15 protein-coding genes are annotated in these 18,105 nt (G+C 60.6%); 9 read left to right on the top strand and 6 right to left on the bottom strand.

What is annotated here, in order from left to right:
• Positions 1–350: 350 nt before the first annotated feature.
• Positions 351–2,546 carry an OsmC domain/YcaO domain-containing protein gene (locus AC07OF_RS12135; RefSeq protein ID WP_157191936.1) on the bottom strand — a complete coding sequence of 732 codons (2,196 nt, stop codon included), beginning with the start codon at positions 2,544–2,546 and terminating at the stop codon, positions 351–353.
• A 575-nt stretch (positions 2,547–3,121) separates the two neighbouring features.
• Here AC07OF_RS12135 and AC07OF_RS12130 point away from each other — a divergent pair.
• Complete coding sequence (locus AC07OF_RS12130) at positions 3,122–3,997, top strand: universal stress protein (RefSeq protein WP_157191935.1); 876 nt, start codon at positions 3,122–3,124, stop codon at positions 3,995–3,997.
• A gap of 78 nt (positions 3,998–4,075) precedes the next feature.
• On the opposite strand, the gene AC07OF_RS12125 is transcribed toward AC07OF_RS12130, so the two are convergent.
• On the bottom strand, positions 4,076–4,522 hold the full coding sequence (locus tag AC07OF_RS12125) for a MaoC family dehydratase (RefSeq protein ID WP_157191934.1): 447 nt from the start codon (positions 4,520–4,522) through the stop codon (positions 4,076–4,078).
• Positions 4,523–4,723: 201 nt separating this feature from the next.
• Between AC07OF_RS12125 and AC07OF_RS12120 the strand changes: the two genes are divergently transcribed.
• Positions 4,724–5,170, top strand: a complete 447-nt coding sequence (locus AC07OF_RS12120) for an NUDIX hydrolase (RefSeq protein WP_157191933.1) — start codon at positions 4,724–4,726, stop codon at positions 5,168–5,170.
• 31 nt (positions 5,171–5,201) lie between these two features.
• On the opposite strand, the gene AC07OF_RS12115 is transcribed toward AC07OF_RS12120, so the two are convergent.
• The 3 genes from AC07OF_RS12115 to AC07OF_RS12105 are packed head-to-tail and all read right to left on the bottom strand — an operon-like array spanning position 5,202 to position 9,383.
• A complete protein-coding gene (locus AC07OF_RS12115) occupies positions 5,202–6,266 on the bottom strand; it encodes a lipocalin-like domain-containing protein (RefSeq protein ID WP_476445556.1) in 1,065 nt (354 codons plus the stop codon).
• Positions 6,256–8,718, bottom strand: a complete 2,463-nt coding sequence (locus AC07OF_RS12110; RefSeq protein WP_495072923.1) for an ABC transporter permease — start codon at positions 8,716–8,718, stop codon at positions 6,256–6,258. The genes AC07OF_RS12115 and AC07OF_RS12110 overlap by 11 nt, the downstream gene beginning before the upstream one ends.
• Positions 8,718–9,383 carry an ABC transporter ATP-binding protein gene (locus tag AC07OF_RS12105; RefSeq protein ID WP_157191930.1) on the bottom strand — a complete coding sequence of 222 codons (666 nt, stop codon included), beginning with the start codon at positions 9,381–9,383 and terminating at the stop codon, positions 8,718–8,720. Before AC07OF_RS12105 ends, AC07OF_RS12110 begins: the two co-directional genes overlap by 1 nt.
• A gap of 169 nt (positions 9,384–9,552) precedes the next feature.
• Here AC07OF_RS12105 and AC07OF_RS12100 point away from each other — a divergent pair, with 169 nt between their 5' ends.
• A complete protein-coding gene (locus AC07OF_RS12100; protein WP_157191929.1) occupies positions 9,553–10,005 on the top strand; it encodes a hypothetical protein in 453 nt (150 codons plus the stop codon).
• 48 nt (positions 10,006–10,053) lie between these two features.
• Here the strand turns inward: AC07OF_RS12100 and AC07OF_RS12095 are convergent, their stop codons facing one another.
• Positions 10,054–10,695 (bottom strand): LysE family translocator, encoded by a 642-nt coding sequence (locus AC07OF_RS12095; RefSeq protein ID WP_157191928.1) that lies wholly within the window; start codon positions 10,693–10,695, stop codon positions 10,054–10,056.
• Between the two features lie 188 nt (positions 10,696–10,883).
• Here AC07OF_RS12095 and AC07OF_RS12090 point away from each other — a divergent pair, with 188 nt between their 5' ends.
• The 6 genes from AC07OF_RS12090 (at position 10,884) to AC07OF_RS12065 (ending at position 18,082) form a co-directional block, all read left to right on the top strand.
• On the top strand, positions 10,884–11,390 hold the full coding sequence (locus tag AC07OF_RS12090) for a GNAT family N-acetyltransferase (RefSeq protein ID WP_495072922.1): 507 nt from the start codon (positions 10,884–10,886) through the stop codon (positions 11,388–11,390).
• 402 nt (positions 11,391–11,792) lie between these two features.
• On the top strand, positions 11,793–14,054 hold the full coding sequence (katG, locus tag AC07OF_RS12085) for a catalase/peroxidase HPI (RefSeq protein WP_495072921.1): 2,262 nt from the start codon (positions 11,793–11,795) through the stop codon (positions 14,052–14,054).
• A gap of 421 nt (positions 14,055–14,475) precedes the next feature.
• Positions 14,476–15,414, top strand: a complete 939-nt coding sequence (locus AC07OF_RS12080) for a Ppx/GppA phosphatase family protein (protein WP_495072920.1) — start codon at positions 14,476–14,478, stop codon at positions 15,412–15,414.
• 95 nt (positions 15,415–15,509) lie between these two features.
• Complete coding sequence (locus AC07OF_RS12075; protein WP_191833767.1) at positions 15,510–16,181, top strand: class I SAM-dependent methyltransferase; 672 nt, start codon at positions 15,510–15,512, stop codon at positions 16,179–16,181.
• A gap of 271 nt (positions 16,182–16,452) precedes the next feature.
• Positions 16,453–16,890, top strand: coding sequence for an NADH-quinone oxidoreductase subunit A (gene ndhC, locus AC07OF_RS12070; protein WP_038609304.1), 438 nt, complete (start codon positions 16,453–16,455; stop codon positions 16,888–16,890).
• A gap of 4 nt (positions 16,891–16,894) precedes the next feature.
• Positions 16,895–18,082: a calcium:cation antiporter gene (locus AC07OF_RS12065; RefSeq protein WP_157191923.1), complete on the top strand. Its 1,188-nt coding sequence runs from the start codon at positions 16,895–16,897 to the stop codon at positions 18,080–18,082.
• Positions 18,083–18,105: the final 23 nt, after the last annotated feature.

The raw sequence follows: 18,105 nt of genomic DNA, 5'->3' as shown, positions 1-18,105 counted from the left end.
CAGCACCCTTCGGCCTTAGCCGAAGTTCGCGAGCCGTAGACTTGGCGCAGCAAGTCGTAGGCCGCGATGCCCCTGGAGGACACCGGAGCGAAGGGACCCGGAGCGCAGCGTAGGGCCGTATGTAGGAGCAGGCGGTTTTGCCTACTTTTTCCAAGAAAAAAGTAGGCCGCCGTAAAGGCGGAAGGGGCCATCAGCGGCGCCGCAGGGAATGGATCCCCGCATCCGAAGCCCGGCCCGGCCCAGCCCAGCCCAGCCCAGCCCAGCCCAGCCTCAAGATCATGCTCCCCGGGATTGCGTGAAGAACCAAAAAAAGCACCCAAGGTGCTTTTTTGTCAGTGCAGTTAGCGGAATCAAACCAATGTTTTGGCCCGCGCCGCGTGCAACTTTTTATAGCTGTCGATCAACCGCAGGTGCCTGTCGAGCCCTTCCAGCTTCATGCTCGTAGGCGTCAAGCCATAGAAGCGCACGCTGCCGTCCACCGAGCCGATCACCGCGTCCATCCGCTCGTCGCCAAACATCCGGCGGAAGTTGAACGCGTAGTCGTCCAGCTCCAGGTCGTCGTCGAGCTGCACTTCCAGCACCACGTTCAGGGCCTGATAGAACAGCCCACGCTCGACAGTGTTGTCGTTGAACTGCAGGAAGGTTTCCACCAGTTCCTTGGCCTCTTCGAACTGCTGCAAGGCGAGATGGATCAGCAGCTTCAACTCCAGAATCGTCAACTGACCCCAGACCGTGTTGTCATCGAACTCGATGCCGATCAGTGTGGTGATGTCGGTGTAGTCATCCAGCTCGCTTTCTTCCAGACGCTCAACCAGTGCGCGCAGCTCGCTCTCGTCCAGGCGATGCAGGTTGAGAATGTCTTCGCGGAAAAACAGGGCTTTGTTGGTGTTGTCCCAGATCAGGTCGTCGACCGGGTAAATTTCCGAATAGCCCGGCACGAGAATGCGGCAGGCGGTTGCACCGAGGTGCTCGTACACCGCCATGTACGCTTCTTTGCCCATGCTTTCGAGAATGCCGAACAAGGTCGCGGCTTCTTCAGCGTTGGAGTTTTCACCCTGGCCGGAGAAGTCCCACTCAACGAATTCGAAGTCGGCTTTGGCACTGAAGAAGCGCCACGATACGACACCGCTGGAATCGATGAAGTGTTCAACAAAGTTGTTCGGCTCAGTCAGCGCGTGGCTTTCGAACGTCGGCTGCGGCAGATCGTTCAGGCCTTCGAAGCTGCGGCCCTGGAGCAGTTCCGTCAGGCTGCGCTCCAGCGCCACTTCAAAGCTTGGGTGCGCGCCGAACGAGGCAAATACGCCGCCGGTACGCGGGTTCATCAAGGTGACGCACATCACCGGGAATTCCCCGCCCAGCGACGCATCCTTCACCAGCACCGGGAAGCCCTGCTCTTCCAGGCCCTGAATGCCGGCGAGGATCGCCGGGTACTTGGCCAGCACTTCCTGCGGCACATCCGGCAGTGCCAGTTCACCTTCCAGAATTTCGCGTTTGACCGCGCGTTCGAAGATTTCCGACAGGCATTGCACCTGCGCTTCGGCCAGCGTGTTACCAGCGCTCATGCCGTTGCTCAGGTACAGGTTTTCGATCAGGTTGGAGGGGAAATACACCACCTCGCCGTCCGACTGGCGCACAAAAGGCAGCGAACAGATGCCGCGCGCTTCATTGCCGGAGTTGGTGTCGTACAGATGCGAGCCGCGCAGCTCGCCATCGGGGTTGTAGATTTCCAGGCAGTAGCCGTCGAGGATTTCCGCCGGCAGCGCATCTTTGCGGCCAGGTTTGAACCAGCGCTCGTCCGGGTAATGCACGAACGCCGCGTTGGCGATCTCTTCGCCCCAGAACTGATCGTTGTAGAAGAAGTTGCAGTTCAGGCGTTCGATGAATTCGCCCAGCGCCGAAGCCAGGGCGCTTTCTTTGGTCGCGCCCTTGCCGTTGGTAAAACACATCGGCGACTGCGCATCGCGGATATGCAGCGACCAGACGTTGGGGACAATGTTGCGCCACGAGGCGATTTCGATCTTCATGCCCAGGCCGGCGAGAATCCCCGACATGTTGGCGATGGTCTGCTCCAGCGGCAGATCCTTGCCGACGATATAGGTGCTGGCGTCGGACGCCGGGTCCAGCATCAGCAATGCCTGGGCATTGGCGTCAAGGCTGTCGACTTCCTCGATCACAAACTCAGGGCCGGTCTGCACCACCTTCTTCACCGTACAACGGTCGATGGAACGCAAAATGCCCTGGCGATCCTTGGCGGAGATATCGGCTGGCAGCTCGACCTGGATCTTGAAGATCTGGTTGTAACGGTTTTCCGGATCAACAATATTGTTTTGCGACAGGCGAATATTATCGGTGGGAATATCGCGCGTTTGGCAGTACAACTTCACAAAGTAAGCCGCACACAACGCCGACGACGCCAGAAAATAATCGAACGGACCCGGTGCCGAACCATCGCCTTTATAGCGGATAGGCTGATCGGCGACCACGGTGAAGTCATCAAACTTGGCTTCAAGCCGAAGATTGTCGAGAAAGTTGACCTTGATTTCCATGCGGGAACACCATAATAACGTGCAAAACGATTTGGCCGCCATTATCCGGTTTTTCAGGCGAAAGTCTTGTGCTTTCAGCAATGGCCGCTGACCGGTTCCAGGTCGCCGCAGTGCCGCCAGCACTGCGGCTGGCGGCAGATCCACGCCAAAGCCTTTGTTCAGGCGGGTTTCAGGCAGTGGGTACTGAGGGCAATGCGCAGGTAAGCCTTACGTCAGGCGTAAACGCAACAGCTGCCAGCTGATGCGAGTATTCAGCTAGCGATTACGATCGGCATGACCGACAGGATCAATGCACTAGTTGAGTATTCTTACACTTGCAATATTTTACCCAAAACAAATAGATACCAAATTAGAAATAAAAATTGGCAACTTTAAACTTCACGGCAACAGCGCCGGAGATGGTCGAATCAAGCGCGCTGCCCGCAACCGTGGCCAGCGGATGCTATAACCACTGTATTTGACGCAAATCAAAACGCCGGACGTGGTTCGCGAGAGGATGGCTGCAAGCAGGGAACGGATCGATAACAGGCCAACGCCTAAGATTCATGTGCACAGCATTGCATAAGGAAAACGATATGACCTCGTTGAACCACGTACTGGTTGCCACCGACCTGTCCAGCGCTGCCCGCAACGCAGCAGAGCGGGCCGCACTGTTGAGCAAGGAGCAGCACGCATCGCTGGATCTGCTCTACGTCGCCAATCCAGCCCCCTTCGAGCGCCTCAAGCATCTGGTGGTACCGGATGAAGACCTGTTGAAAGACGTGCTGGAGACTGCAAGAGAAAAAACTCATGAACTGGCCGACATGCTCTTCCAGCGCTATGACACCAGCGCTGGTGTACAGGTAGCGCCCGGCTCGGTTGTCACGGAAATCACCCGGGTGGTGCAGGACAAACACAGCAACCTGTTGGTCTGCGGGGCGAAGGGCCAAAGCCTGGCCCGTCGCCTGCTGCTCGGCTCTACCGTGCAAAGAATGCTCAGCCGCATGCCCTGCCCTTTGCTGGTGGTCAAGCACGCACCTCGCGATGCCTACCGTACCTTGCTCGTCCCGGTTGATTTTTCGCCTGCATCGCTGCGTTCCATCGCACTGGCAAAGGCTGTTGCGCCGCAGGCCGAGATCATTCTCCTGCACGTGTACGAAGCCCCCTTCGAGGGCAGCATGCGCTTCGCCCACATTGACCAGGAGACCCTCAATCACTACCGCAATGTCATCAGGAAAGACGCCGTGCAACAACTCGCGGCATTGAGCGAAGCCGCCGGGCTGAGCAATGCCCGGCAAATCGTGGTGCACGGTGATGCCGCCTGGCGGATCGTTGAGCAGGAACAGGAGCTGGACTGCGACCTGATCGTGATCGGCAAGCAGGGTGAAAGCGCTCTGGAAGAACTGTTGATCGGCAGCGTTACCAAGCATGTGCTCAACGAATCCCAGTGTGATGTGCTGGTGTCGCTGTAGGCTGGAGTAGTGTCGAGCGCTTGAATCCACAGCCAGTAGCGCACACTCGGCCAGCCCGGTGCTTGACACTGGGCTGGCTTACTCCTCGCGCTTGAAGCACAGAATCCTGCTGGTCATGCGCTGCAACGTCTCACCGCGCTGATTCGAGGTGATGCTCTCGAGCACCACCGTCCCCCGGTCTGGCCGGGATCGGGAAGGTGCAACGCTAACGACCGTGCTCTGGACACGCAGTATATCGCCGGGGCGGGTTGGCTGTGGCCAGGTCACTTCGGCATTCGCACCAATTACACCCCCGGCGAACGCAAGGCTACCCACCAATAGCTTCATGGTGATGGCGCTGGTCTGCCAACCGCTCGCAGCCAGCCCCTGGAAAAAACTGTCCTGCGCCAGATGCTCATCCAGGTGAAACGGCTGCGGATCGTATTCGCTGGCAAAGCGGATGATCTGTTCGGCATCCAGAAGATGCTGATCACTGCTGAAGGTATCGCCCACCGCCAGGTCTTGCAGATAGATTGGTTCGCGCATGTCTCGGCTCCCAGGCAATCCATCGGAGGGTCATCAGGACCTCTCCCTCGCTCGCCGTAATAAATTACGTCCGTTATCTTGTTCCTCGCAATGCCGGTTTTTGCGCAGTACAGGACCGTCGGTGCGCGTTGAGAAATTTGCCTGAACACGAGCACAAACGTATCGTCGCGCGCCCACTCACTCACAAAAGGAATTTGACTCGTGTCCGAGCACCGCATTCGCGCTCTCGCTCTGTGCGTCTTTCATCACCAGGGAAAGATTCTGGTTAACCAGTTTTACGACGCTGAATCTGATCAGACCCTGTTTCGCCCCATCGGCGGTGGCATCGATTTCGGTGAGCGCAGCGTTGATGCCATTGCCAGAGAAGTGCAGGAAGAACTGAACCAGTCGATCAGCGATGTGCGTCTGCTTGGCACTCTGGAGAGCATCTTTACCTATGCCGGCAAACCAGGGCACGAGATTGTCCAGGTCTATGACGCTAAATTCAGCGACATGAGCCTTTACCAACAACCCTGCCTGATTGGTCACGAAAGCGATGGCGCAGCGTTCAAGGCCACATGGCGTGATAGTTCAAGCTTCACGGATACATCACCGCTGGTTCCGGAAGGACTGCACGATCTGCTCAAGGCAGTTTCGCTGTTGGCGTGAGGTGAGATACCACCGAGAAGGCGCATTACAGCTAGTAGCCGGTCATTTCGAGATAGCCCCTGCCGCCCACACTGCCGCTGATGCGCACCGGCCCTTCCCAATACGGGAAGCTGGTGTGCATCCAGGCTTTCGGTTCCAGCGCATCAACCTGTAGATCAACACCCTGGCTCGGCACCTGCACCCGCCAGCGAGTGGGCATTTCAACGCCGTTGTCCTGCTTTGACCAGGCCAGGGCCTGGAGCTGGATCTGTTCGCCTTGCAGCACCTGGGTCTGCCCTTGTGCGCTGATCCAGGTGCCTGCCCGGTAGGGCGTGCCCGCAGCCTCACGCACGCGAAACAGCATCAGTTTCGCGCCGCTGTCCAGGTGCAGGGAAAACCAGTCCCACCCCGATTGTCCGGCCGCCAGCGGCTGGCTGCTCCATTCCCGATCAAGCCAGGCGTTGCCGGTGACCGCAACGCGCTGGCCTTCGCGCTCGACCTCGCCACTGACCTGGTAGAACGGTTGGCTGTAGTAGTAAGACGCCTGACCCTTGCCGGATTTTTCGCTGTAGCCCTGTGCGCCATGCAGCACCAGCGGCCCCGTGCTCAGCAGGTTCAAGCGGTAAGCAAAACCTTCGCCGCGGGCGACCATCTGCAATTGCCCGATGTCATCGCTACCCTGCAGCGACCAGTCATTTATCCAGGCCCGGAACGGCTGGCTGGCAACACCCGCCTGGCCGATGCCGCCGCGCGCCAGGGTTTCGCTGGATTGATGGCCACCAGGGCCGGTCAGCGCCGCATGCCCCATCCACAGGTTGGGGCTGCTCCAGTCGGCAGTTTCCGCGCCGGTGCGCAGGGCCGAGCGGAACAAGGTCCACTGTGCCCCCCACTCACGCCCCTGAGCGTCCTTGAGATTGGCGGTGACGTACCACCACTCGATGCGAAAGCCATTGTGCGCAGCGTGATCGCGAGGAAACTCCAGTACATGATTGCGCGTCACCTGCCTGAAGGCGTCCGCCTCCTGACCCAAGCCGGCAAAACTTTTGTCTGCTGGCTCAGGCTGATCGCAACCGCTCAGCAGCAACAAGACAATCAACCCCCAGGCTTCAGGCTTCATCGGCAAATTGCCTCAATAACTCGCTCGGCTGGCGCCGTGCCAATTGCCATAGCGGCCAGGCACTGGCCAGCAGACTGGTCAACAGACCTAGCATGGCCAGTTGCAGCAGTTGCCCGGGAAACACATGCAGCGGCAAGCGCCAGCCAAACGCCTGGACGTTGACCACCGCCACCAGACACCAGGCGAGCAGCAAGCCCAGGGGTATCGCCAGCAGCACGGTGAGGCAGCTCAACATCAGGGTTTGACCGAGCGACAGCCACACCAGTTGCCTGCGCTGCACACCCAGCGCCCAGAGCGGCGCCAGTTGGCCGAGGCGACTCTGGCTCAAGCTCAGCAGACTGATGAACAGCGCGATGCCAGCGACACCGAGGGTCAGGCTGTTGAGCGCGGACGTAGCGGCAAAGGTGCGACTGAAAACTTCAGTCGACCAGCGCTTCAAGGTGGCTTGCTCGACCACGCGGCTGTCGTCCAGGGCAAAGCGTTGTTGCAGCTCGGCCTTGAGCACCGGGACACGCTCGGCAACCAGGTTCAGGCTGATATTGTTCAGGCTCGCCTCAGGCCGATGCCTGCGCAGCCAGTCGGCATTGACCAGCAGATGGCCTTTGGGATTGCCATAGTCAGCGTAGATGCCGACCACGGTCATGGCTTGTGCAGGCTCCACCGGCAGTTGAAGACTGTCGCCCAACTGCACGCGCAAACGCCGCGCCAACTGTTCACTGAGCATGACTGCGCGACCGCTCGCCAGTTGCTCCCAGACCCGCGCGCTGTGTTCCAGCAACGGCCAGCGTGTGCGATAGCCGGGGTGATCGATGATGCCCTGGACTTGTACCGGCCACTCCTGCAGGCGTAGCTCAAGGCGCCAGCTGGGCAGCACCGCGCTGATTCCCGGCTGTTCGCCGAGCCATTCGCTGATCTGCGCAGCCTGCGCGTTATCCCGGGGGGTGACATAGAGATCGGCGGCCAGGCGCTGATCGAGCCAGCCGCTAAAGGTCTTGCGAAAGCCCTCGGTCATGCTGCCCACGCCGACACTGGCAGCCAGCGCCAGCAGCAAGGCCATCAGCGCCAGGCTCAATGCGGGCAATTGCTGGCGGCTGTCGGCGATGAACCACTGCGCCAATGGTCGCCGACAGAAGCGTGCCAGCCAGGCTAACGCGCCATCGAGCAACGTCGGCAACAGCAGCGCAAAAGCCAGCAGCAGCGCCGCAAGCAGGATGAATGCACTGGGCAGGCTGGCCCCGTAGTGCCAACAGCCGAGCGCCACCAGTAGCAACAGCCCTGCTGCAATGGCCTGACGTCGCAGCCACGGGCCCTGGGCCAACCGCCAGGCCTGAGGTTGCGCCAGCACCAGCAGTGGCAGGCGGGCTGCGCGCAAAACACTGCTCAACCCGGCGATCAGCGCGCCGCACACGCTCACCAGCACCCCGGCCAACCACCACCAGGTCGGCAGACTCAGTTGCCCGGCGACCTGGGCGCCATATAAACCGCGCAAGCTGGCGGCGAAATCGGGCAACAGCAAGGCGGCCAGCACATAGCCGCTGGCGACCCCGGCCAAACCGCCGAGCACCGCGAACACACCCAGTTCCAGCGTCAGGCCGACCAACACCAAGTTCAAGCTGATGCCGCAGGCACGCAGGGTGCGAATCAGACCACGACGCTGTTCAAGCGCCAGGCCGATGGCGGCGTGAGCGATAAACAGCCCGACGACAAAGGCCAGCAGGCCGAGCGCGGTGAGATTGAGGTGAAAGCTCTCGGTCAGACGTTGTAGGCCACCATCGTCGCCGGCTGGTTGCAGTTTGAGGCGGGCAGCAATGGCCGCGGGCAATGGCGCCTTGTCATCCGCCAGCAGCAACCGCGATAGCTGCCCCGGCACTTGCAGCAAGGCCTGGGCATGACCGATGTCGACGATGATCACGCCCGGTGCCAGCTGTGGCTTGAGGACGAAAGGGGGCAACATCTGGCCGTCACTGCTGAGTGCTTGATCCGCCGCTTGCATACCCAGTTGCTGCAGGGTGTCCGGACCAACCCAGGCTTGCCCCGGAGTGCCGATGAACGCCTGCAGGTCGAAGTCTTGCATCGGCGTGCCGGCGACGCTCGCTGCCGCTGGCAGGCTCAACGGTTCGATGCCGATCAGGCGCACCGTCAGCGGCCGCTCACCGGCAAAACGCACGCGCCCTTCCACGACCGGGGATACCGACCAGCCCGACTGGCGCAGTTGCAGGTACAACGACTGCTCGAATCGCTCTGCATCGCGGGCCACCAGTTGCGCCTGCACAGGGCCGGTCAACAGCGCACTGGCACGGGCGTAGTCATTGCGTGCCTGGCTGTTCAAGGCCTGGACTCCGGTCCACAGCGCAGTGGCCAGCCACAATCCGGTAAACAGGCTGAAGAACTGCAAACGATGGCGCCACCAATGGCTCAGCAGCGCCTGCAAGGTCATCAGCAAGGCGTTCATCAAGCCGTCTCGACCTGCACCCGGCCGGCATGCAGGAAGCAACGTTGCTGCAGGCGCGCAGCCAGGCGCTGGCTGTGGGTCACCATCAGCACGCTGCTGCCGGCCTCGGCAACCAGTTGCAGCAGCAGGCTCAACACTTGATCGCTACTGGCCTCGTCGAGGCTGCCGGTGGGCTCATCGGCCAGCAGCAACGCAGGTCGCCCCGCCAGTGCCCGGCCGATGGCGACGCGCTGTTGCTGGCCGCCGGACAGTTGCTCCGGGTAGCGCTGCAACACATCCGCCAGCCCCAGGCGCTCGCATAGACAGTCCAGCCATTGCTGATCGAAGCGCCCGGCCAGCCGTGCCTGAAACGCCAGGTTGGCTGCCACATCCAGGCTGCTGATCAGGTTGTACTGCTGGAACACCAGACCGATGCCTTCCCGGCGCCAGCGCGCCAGGCCAGACTCCGAACGCGCGTCGAGGGGTTCGGCGTCGATCAGGATGCGCCCGCTGTCAGCGCGGTCGAGCCCTGCGAGCAGGTGCAGCAAGGTACTTTTACCGCTGCCCGACTCGCCCATCAACGCCAGGCTGCTGCCCCGCGCCAGACGCAAGTCGACGCCCTGCAGCACCGGCAGCGTGCCCTGGGCGGTGGTGAACGACTTGTGTAACTGTTCGACGACCAGCATCAACGGCTATCCGAAGGCATCAACCAATAGGAATAGCAGTGTTCTCCAGCTTTGCACGATCCCTGCACCATGCACAGAGAGTTGCCCTCACGACAAATACACATCAGATTATGCCCACAGGATGTAACTGCTGACTTCTTACCTGAAGCAGCGAACTCAGGAGACCCTCGTGAAGCGCCTTGGAACACAACTGCTCAGCGGCCTGATATTCCCCGTCGCCCCTATCGCGGCGATCTGCCTGATCTCGGCTCTGTGCCGGAATATCTGGACCGCCAGTTTCTATACCCCTGGCGAGGATGGTGGAGAGTTTGAGCCGTCAATGGCAATCATTGGCGTGCCTATTCTGCTGGTGCTATCGGCGTTGATTCTCGCGGGGCTGACAGTACTGACGCGCTGGATCGAAGGGCGGTATGAACCCGGAATCTGGTGGCGAACAATGATGGGTATTTTGCGGACAGTGCTGGCGGCAGGTTCATTGATGATGTTCCTGATCGCTGCCGTGTTCTTTATGGGAGACGCCCAGGGAGTAATGACTCATTGGCAGGTGGCTGTTGCCTGGGCGGTCTGGGGAGTGTGTGCAGGGGCGTTTGCGGTTCAGCAGTATCGACGCGTGTTGCGATGAGGTAGCGCGTCGAGCTGGCGATCAACAGAGCGCAAATGCTCAGACGCTCTATGCACCTTGCCTGCGCATGGTAAGAATGGCGGCCCCGAAGAAGATGAACGTCGAGCCTACCGCCCTGCTCACCCACAGCGAAAACCGTGGCCGTTTCAGTACGCCTTTGGCCCGCGAGGCCAACGCGGCATACAAGCTCAGGGACGTCAGCGACAAGCCCATGAAGATCGACGTGAGCAGCAGAAACTGCGGCAGCAATGCGGCGCTCTGGTCAATGAACTGCGGGAACAGTGCCGAAAAGAACATCGTCGCCTTGGGGTTGGTAGCTGCGGTGAGGAAGGCCGATTTGAACAGCTTCAGACGCGATGGTTTGCTGACTTTCTGATCGGCCAGACCATCGGCCGCAAGCATCGGCGTCTTCTTGAACAACTGCTTGGCGCCCAGATAGAACAGGTAGCCGGCCCCGGCAATTTTCACCACGTTGAACATCCACTCGGAACTGGCGAGCAAAGCGCCCAGGCCCAGCATTGCCGCTGCCGACAGGCAGAACAGTCCGCACGCATTGCCCAGAGAAGACCACAGTGCAGAACGCGGACCATAGGCCAGGCTGTTGTTGATCGCCATCAACGTGGCAGGACCTGGACTGGCGATGGCAATCGCTGCAACCAGCACATAAGCAAGTATCGAGTGAGCATCCATTTTTCAGACTCGGGCGTGGTGGGAAGGTGATGCATGTTACAGGGACTGGCAGCGCAGAGTGGCAGTCGTTTGCCGAGTTGACGCAAGGTAACAGCCGCCTTGTCGTTCACTGCCTTGTAGTTCAACCTGATGCGCTTTACCAAGCGTTGCGCAAGACTATCGACCAGGACAGCAAAGCCAGGATCAACATGAACATCACCCTTCGCAATGAACAACCTGCAGACATCGACAGCATTGCACGCCTGACCGAGGCCGCATTCAAAAATCAGGAGCACTCAAGCCACACCGAGCATTTCATCGTCAATGCCCTGCGCAAGGCCAATCAGCTGAGCGTCTCGTTGGTGGCGGTGGAAGATGGCGAAATCATCGGTCACGTTGCCCTGTCACCCGTTACGGTGTCGTCGGGGGCAACCGGCTGGTACGGCCTGGGGCCGATTTCGGTGCACCCTGAGCGCCAGGGTCAAGGCATTGGTTCGTCATTGATGAACGCCGCGCTGGCGCAGTTGCAGCGTCTTGGCGGTGCCGGCTGCGTGCTGCTTGGCGACCCAGGCTACTACGGGCGCTTCGGCTTCAAGACGTACCCCGGCCTTGAGCTGCCCGGCGTCCCCCCTGAGTACTTCCAGGCATTGTCTTTCAGGGATGTTGCACCAACCGGCGTGGTCAAGTACCACGACGCGTTTGAGGCAACGGCTTGACGGTAGGAGCGGACTTGCCCCGCGATTGCGGTTTGTCAGTCACCTCGCATCGCGGGGTATGCCCGCTCCCACCGGCCAGCTGAGAGAGTCACTCTATCAACCCCCAATACTCCCGCTATTAGCCCTCGCTCTTCGCCAGGTCTAGCCTATATTTATCGCTGCACTGATCCGGCCGGATGGCTTCTGGGAAGGCGGTAACAAAGCGGCTACAGCTGCCCTTCCCGCAGTGATTCATCTTTCCGATAACGAGATTGCCGCTACGCTGAACTGTCCGTGATGGCCATCCCCGATTCGTTGATCGAACCGCTGGCCTTGAACCTATGTCATTGATTTCACTCATCTCTACCCGGTTGATAGAACGGGTCGGATTGTGGGGTGAGTCCATCCAGAGGTGAAACAGTCATGTCAAACGAGTCAAAATGCCCGTTCAATCCTGCTGCCGGCGGTGGTACCAGTAACCGCGACTGGTGGCCCGACCAGCTGAACCTGAAAATCCTGCATCAGCACTCGTGCCTCTCCGATCCCATGGACGAGGATTTCGATTACGCCAAGGCCTACAAGAGCCTGGATTTTGCCGCCCTCAAGCAAGACCTGCGGGCGCTGATGACTGACTCCCAGGACTGGTGGCCTGCCGACTTCGGCCACTATGGTCCGCTGTTCATCCGCATGGCCTGGCACAGCGCCGGCACCTATCGCATCGGTGATGGCCGTGGTGGTGCCGGTTCCGGCCAGCAGCGCTTCGCCCCGCTCAACAGCTGGCCCGACAACGTCAGCCTGGACAAGGCCCGGCGCCTGCTCTGGCCGATCAAACAGAAGTACGGCAAGAACATTTCCTGGGCCGACCTGATCGTGCTGACCGGCAACGTCGCCCTGGAATCCATGGGCTTCAAGACCTTCGGCTTCTCCGGCGGCCGCGCCGATGTCTGGGAGCCGGATGAAGCGGTGAACTGGGGTGCCGAGACCGTCTGGCTGGGTGGCGATATCCGCTATGGCAAAGCGCAACCGCCAGGCGACGTACCGCTGGTGGCTGAACCTTCCAAACATGGTGAGGAACAAAGCCGTAACCTCCCAGCCGGCGAGCGCAACCTCGATAACCCGTTGGCCGCAGTACAGATGGGCCTGATCTACGTAAACCCCGAAGGCCCTGAAGGCAATCCCGACCCGGTCGCTTCCGCCAAGGACATCCGCGACACCTTCGGCCGCATGGCCATGAACGATGAAGAAACCGTGGCGCTGATCGCCGGCGGCCACGCCTTCGGCAAGACCCACGGTGCCGGCCCGGCCGACAACGTCGGCCCTGAACCCGAGGCCGCCGGCCTTGAGGAACAGGGCCTGGGCTGGCGCAACAAATTCGGCAGCGGCAAAGGCGCCGACGCCATCACCAGCGGCCTGGAAGTGACCTGGACTTCGACCCCCACGAAATGGAGCAACGAGTACCTGGAAAACCTCTTCGGCTTCGACTGGGAGCTGACCAAGAGCCCGGCCGGTGCCCACCAGTGGCGGCCAAAAGGCGGTGCCGGTGCCGACCGCATCCCCCACGCTTTCGACCCGGCGAAAAAACAGGAACCGCGGATGCTGACCTCGGACCTGGCACTGCGCTTCGACCCGATCTACGAGCCGATCGCCCGCCGCTTCAAGGAAAACCCCGCGCAACTGGCCGACGCCTTCGCCCGCGCCTGGTACAAGCTCATTCATCGCGACATGGGCCCGCTGTCACGCTACCTCGGCCCGGAAATGCCCGGTGAAGAACTGCTCTGGCAAGACCCGATTCCGGCAGTCGACCACGTCCTGGTCAACGACGCCGACGTCGCCGCACTCAAGGCCAAGGTTCTGGCTTCGGGCCTGTCGGTGGCGCAACTGGTATCCACCGCCTGGGCCGCTGCCGCAAGTTTCCGCGGTTCGGACAAACGCGGCGGCGCCAACGGTGGCCGCCTGCGCCTGGCACCGCAGAAAGACTGGGAAGCCAACCAGCCGGCGCAGCTGGCCGCAGTGCTCGTCAAGCTGCAAGGCATCCAGAACGACTTCAACGCCCAGGGCGGCGGCAAGAAAATCTCCCTCGCCGACCTGATCGTTCTGGCGGGTAACGCGGGTGTGGAGCAAGCGGCGAAAAACGCTGGCCACAACCTCACCGTGCCCTTCTCCCCAGGCCGTACCGACGCCTCGCAGGAACAGACCGATGTGGAGTCTTTCGGTTTGCTCGAGCCGGTTGCCGATGGTTTTCGCAACTTCATCAAAGCCGGGGCCAAGGCCAAACCCGAGGCGCTGCTGGTCGACAAGGCGCAACTGCTGAACCTCAGCGCGCCGGAGATGACCGTGTTGATCGGCGGCCTGCGGGTGCTGGGCAACAATGTCGGGCAGAACGCACAAGGTGTGTTCACCAAACGGCCAGGAGCGTTGACCAACGACTTCTTCCAGAACCTGCTGGACATGGGCGTGGAATGGAAGCCGGCCTCCAGCGCCAACGACAGCTATGAAGCCCGCGACCGCAAAACCGGCGAGCTGAAGTGGACCGGTAGCCGCGTCGATCTGGTGTTCGGCTCGCATGCGCAACTGCGTGCGCTGGCTGAGGTGTATGCCAGCGACGATGGCAAGGACAAGTTCGTCAGGGACTTCATTGCTGCCTGGAGCAAAGTGATGAACCTGGACCGTTTTGACTTGGCGTAACAGCAACGCCGCAGCCTGACACAGCCACAAAAAACGCCCCGCCCTGGATGTTCAGGTCGGGGCGTTTTTATTCTGATCCGTATTTTTCTGCTTCATCTGCATCTGTAATGAAAACCCTGACACTCGGACAATGAAGGCCCTAACAGACACCTTTCACAGCGTGTCTGATCAGGTGACTGGGTTATCTGCAGCGCCTGTTGCCTCTTTCCTGTTCAATTCGGAGTTCATATGGGCAAGCTTGCGCTTTTCGTCGTTGGGTTTCTGGTGCTGGCTATTGGGATTGGCGCGTTAGGGACGATTTCGCCGTTGTAAAAAAGCCGTAGGTGCGGGTACTGGCTGTCATCTTCGCGTCATCGATCGAGTGGCAAGATCATCGCAAACGCTTTTGAGCGTTGCCTGATGAACCTGCAAGGAACACTCGATGAAAAGCGATACCTCCCTGTTTGCGGCGATTGACCTGGGGTCCAATGCGTTTCGCATGATGATCGGCCAGCCGGTCAAACGGAACCGCCAGTGGGTTATCGAAGAAGTGAAATCCTTGCGCGAGCCGGTTCGCCTGGCCGAAGGTCTGCACGATGGCGCCCTGGACGAACTGGCGCTGGACCGAGGCTGGCAAGCGCTCGCCCGCTTTGGCAAAAAGCTGCGCGGCTTCGAGCCTGGACGCGTACGCGCAGTGGCCACCAGCGCTGTGCGTGAAGCCGCCAATGCCAAATTTTTTCTGAGCGATGCCCAGCGCCACCTGGGTTTTCCCATCGACGTCATCTCCGGCCAGGAGGAAGCCCAGCTGGTGTATGCCGGTGTCAGCCATCGCATCCCTGCTGCCGATACCCGACGCCTGGTGGTGGATATCGGCGGCGGCTCCACTGAATTGATTCTGGGCCGCGGCCAACAGGCACTGTTGACCGAAAGCCTGAACATCGGCAGTGGCATCTGGAGCACGCGCTATTTCCCTGGCGGCGTGGTTCGCGCCCAGGCCCTGCTGGACGCCGAGCGCACCGCCACCTTGCAGTTCGAGAAAGTCGCCCGGCGTTATCGCCACCTGGGTTGGCAGCAGGCCATCGGCTCTTCCGGTACTGCGCGAATGCTGGCCAAAGTGCTCAGGGCCAATGCCCTGAACGACTGCGGCGAAGGTGGCATCACCTACCGCGGCCTGCTGCGCCTGTCGGTGCTGCTGTTGGAGGCCGGTCACGTTAACTGCACCCGTCTGGGTGGCTTGCAGCCTCATCGCCAAAGCGCGTTGCCGGGTGGCCTGGCGATCATGCTGGCGGCGTTCAAGGCGTTTGGCATCACCGAAATGATGCCGTCCGAGCCTGGGTTGCGGTTTGGGGTGCTGCATGGGCTGATGCTTAACCGCGCCTGACGTGGTCACACGAGCGGGAGGGAATGGCGGACCAAGCTCCGCCGCATCGACATTTGGCCTAACCTTGCAGGCGACCCGCCACAGTGGATATAGCAATGAGCAGCCACGAATCCACCCTCCTGCAAAGCTGGCATCACAACGCCCGCGCCTGGATCGAAGCGATCCGTAGCGGCGCCATCGAAAGCCGCCTGAAAGTCACCGACCAGGCCATCCTCCTGGCCGTGCTGGGCCGCCAGCCCGAGCATGTGCTCGACCTCGGCTGTGGTGAGGGCTGGCTGCTGCGTGCCCTGGCCGAACGGGGCATCAAGGCGGTCGGGGTGGATGGCGACGCAACCCTGGTCGAAGCAGCGCGGGCAGCAGGCAGTTCGCCGGTGCATCAGGCCAGTTACGATGCGTTGGCTGCGGCCCAGGTAAACATCGGTAGCGATTACGACCTGATCTGCGCCAACTTCGCCCTGCTGCACCAGGACATCATCCCGCTGCTCGCGGCGATGAACGCCCTGCTCGTTCCTGGCGGTGCGTTGCTGATCCAGACCCTTCATCCCTGGACTGCGGCGGCGGGCGACTATCAGGATGGTTGGCGCGTGGAGACCTTTGCCGACTTCCAGGGCCAGTGGCAACCCATGCCGTGGTACATGCGCACCTTGTCCAGTTGGCTCAATGCGCTGGACATGGCCGGTTTTCGCCTGGTCAGCCTGCAGGAGCCGCAGCACCCGCAAAGCCTTGTACCGCAGTCGCTGCTGCTGGTGGCCGAGCGGCGCGACTGAAGGTAAACGGACACGAGCGTTGGCATCGGCGGCAAAAATCAGTACAGTCTCACCCGCTACATGACACGCTCACCTGAGGACGACCTCAGGCTCGAATACCGATCGGGGACGGCCCTGCACTTCCAAGGAAGCAGGCTGTGACCGACTTATCAGCACCCTCCATCTCTCCCCCTTCCCTTTTCACGCGTGCAGCGTATTCAACACTGCCCGTCAGCGCCGTGCGCCTGTGGTTAGCCAGTTCCCCTCTGGAAATTCATACCGGGGCTGACCAATGACAGACACTGCAGCCACTATCTCGCACAACTGGGCGTTCGGCGTCTTTCTGCTCGGCGTTGTCACCCTTTGCCTGCTGATGCTGGGCGTTTCCAGATTTCTCGGCGGCAAGGCCTGGGGGCGGAGCAAGAACCAACCTTTCGAGTCGGGCATGCTGCCCGTCGGTGACGCCCGCCTGCGGCTATCGGCCAAATTCCATCTAGTTGCGATTCTCTTTGTGATCTTTGAGGCCGAAGCACTGTTCCTGTTTGCCTACGCCGTGTCGGTCAGGGAAACCGGTTGGGCAGGGTTCATCGGGGCGTTTATCTTCGCCGCCATCCTGTTGCTCGGGCTGGTCTATGAAGGCTCGATGGGCGCCCTCAATGGCGGCGTTGCGAAAAAGCGCCAGGTGAACGCCGTAGACGAAAAACATCCATCGTGTTCACGGGGAGACTGACAACATGAACATCGCACCAAGCCAAGACGTCCTGCTAAGCGACGCTATCAAAAAACCTCCACTGATTGCCCTTTCGACCTGGATGAGGCTTGCCGGCGCCTGGCTGGTGGTAGGCCTGTTCATGCTGGTGGGCGCAGAGCTGCTGGGCAGCACCTTGAATTCATTGACCTCGACCTGGGTGTTTCTGCTGCTGTTCTTTACCATCCTGATGGCGTCTTTCGGCGTAGTGCACGAGGCCGACCACCTGGCGCAACAGCTTGGCGAACCCTACGGCACACTGATTCTGACGCTGTCGATTGTGTCGATCGAAGTGATTCTTATCGCCTCGGTCCTGCTGGGGCCAGGTGATTTCCCGACCATTGGCAGAGACTCGATATTTGCCGTGATGATGATCATCATGAACCTGGTCATCGGTATCTGCCTGATCGCCGGCGCGGTGCGCAATGGCGAGCAGGCGTTCAATATCCAGGGTGCCAACGCGTACATTTCGATGATCGTGCTGCTCACCGCGGTCGCCTTGATCCTCCCCAACTACACCTCCAGCACGGGCGAGTTCAGCGTCACCCAGGCGGTTGGCATCTCTGCGCTGACCCTGGTGCTGTACGCAGCGTTCCTGTGGATGCAGATGCGCAGCCACCGACGCTTCTTCATGCAGCCGCCAGCCGGCCAGATGAGCATCGCCCAGCCTGAAGCGCACAGCGATGCCCCCGCCAGCAGCGAGCAGACGCCACTCGACAGCAAAGAGATCCTGGTACGTTCACTGGTGCTGCTCGGTTTGATACTGCCGATCGTATTGCTGGCGCATTACCTGGCGGTGGTGACCGACTACGGCATCGAGGCAGTCGGCGCACCGACCGCAGTGGGCGGTGTGCTGATTGCAATCATTGTCTTCACCCCCGAATCGATTACCGCGGTGAAGGCGGCGATCAACAACGAAATGCAACGCGCGATCAACCTGTGCCTGGGGGCATTCGTTTCGACCGTCGGCCTCACGGTGCCGGCTGTGCTGGTGATCGGCATGGTCACCAACAAGCAGGTGGTGATGGGCATTTCCAATACCGAAATCCTGCTCTTCGTCGTCACCGTGGTGCTGACCATGCTGAGCTTCAACAGCCAGAAAACCTCACCGATCCAGGGCCTCATGCATCTGGTGGTATTCGCAGTGTTCGGGCTGGTGCTCTTTTACCCTTGACCGCTCCGCCAATCTGCTTGAGA

It is taken from the genome of Pseudomonas sp. GW821-FHT10B02 (assembly GCF_059415665.1).
This window is presented reverse-complemented; position numbering and strand designations above follow the sequence as displayed.

What these genes read in the sequence shown, in the direction of transcription:
- AC07OF_RS12135 (WP_157191936.1), bottom strand. Translation starts at nt 2,546, where the DNA reads ATGGAAATCAAGGTCAACTTTCTCGACAATCTTCGGCTTGAAGCCAAG.
- AC07OF_RS12130 (WP_157191935.1), top strand. Translation starts at nt 3,122, where the DNA reads ATGACCTCGTTGAACCACGTACTGGTTGCCACCGACCTGTCCAGCGCT.
- AC07OF_RS12125 (WP_157191934.1), bottom strand. Translation starts at nt 4,522, where the DNA reads ATGCGCGAACCAATCTATCTGCAAGACCTGGCGGTGGGCGATACCTTC.
- AC07OF_RS12115 (WP_476445556.1), bottom strand. Translation starts at nt 6,266, where the DNA reads ATGAAGCCTGAAGCCTGGGGGTTGATTGTCTTGTTGCTGCTGAGCGGT.
- AC07OF_RS12110 (WP_495072923.1), bottom strand. Translation starts at nt 8,718, where the DNA reads ATGAACGCCTTGCTGATGACCTTGCAGGCGCTGCTGAGCCATTGGTGG.
- AC07OF_RS12105 (WP_157191930.1), bottom strand. Translation starts at nt 9,383, where the DNA reads ATGCTGGTCGTCGAACAGTTACACAAGTCGTTCACCACCGCCCAGGGC.
- AC07OF_RS12095 (WP_157191928.1), bottom strand. Translation starts at nt 10,695, where the DNA reads ATGGATGCTCACTCGATACTTGCTTATGTGCTGGTTGCAGCGATTGCC.
- AC07OF_RS12090 (WP_495072922.1), top strand. Translation starts at nt 10,884, where the DNA reads ATGAACATCACCCTTCGCAATGAACAACCTGCAGACATCGACAGCATT.
- katG (WP_495072921.1), top strand. Translation starts at nt 11,793, where the DNA reads ATGTCAAACGAGTCAAAATGCCCGTTCAATCCTGCTGCCGGCGGTGGT.
- AC07OF_RS12080 (WP_495072920.1), top strand. Translation starts at nt 14,476, where the DNA reads ATGAAAAGCGATACCTCCCTGTTTGCGGCGATTGACCTGGGGTCCAAT.
- AC07OF_RS12075 (WP_191833767.1), top strand. Translation starts at nt 15,510, where the DNA reads ATGAGCAGCCACGAATCCACCCTCCTGCAAAGCTGGCATCACAACGCC.
- ndhC (WP_038609304.1), top strand. Translation starts at nt 16,453, where the DNA reads ATGACAGACACTGCAGCCACTATCTCGCACAACTGGGCGTTCGGCGTC.
- AC07OF_RS12065 (WP_157191923.1), top strand. Translation starts at nt 16,895, where the DNA reads ATGAACATCGCACCAAGCCAAGACGTCCTGCTAAGCGACGCTATCAAA.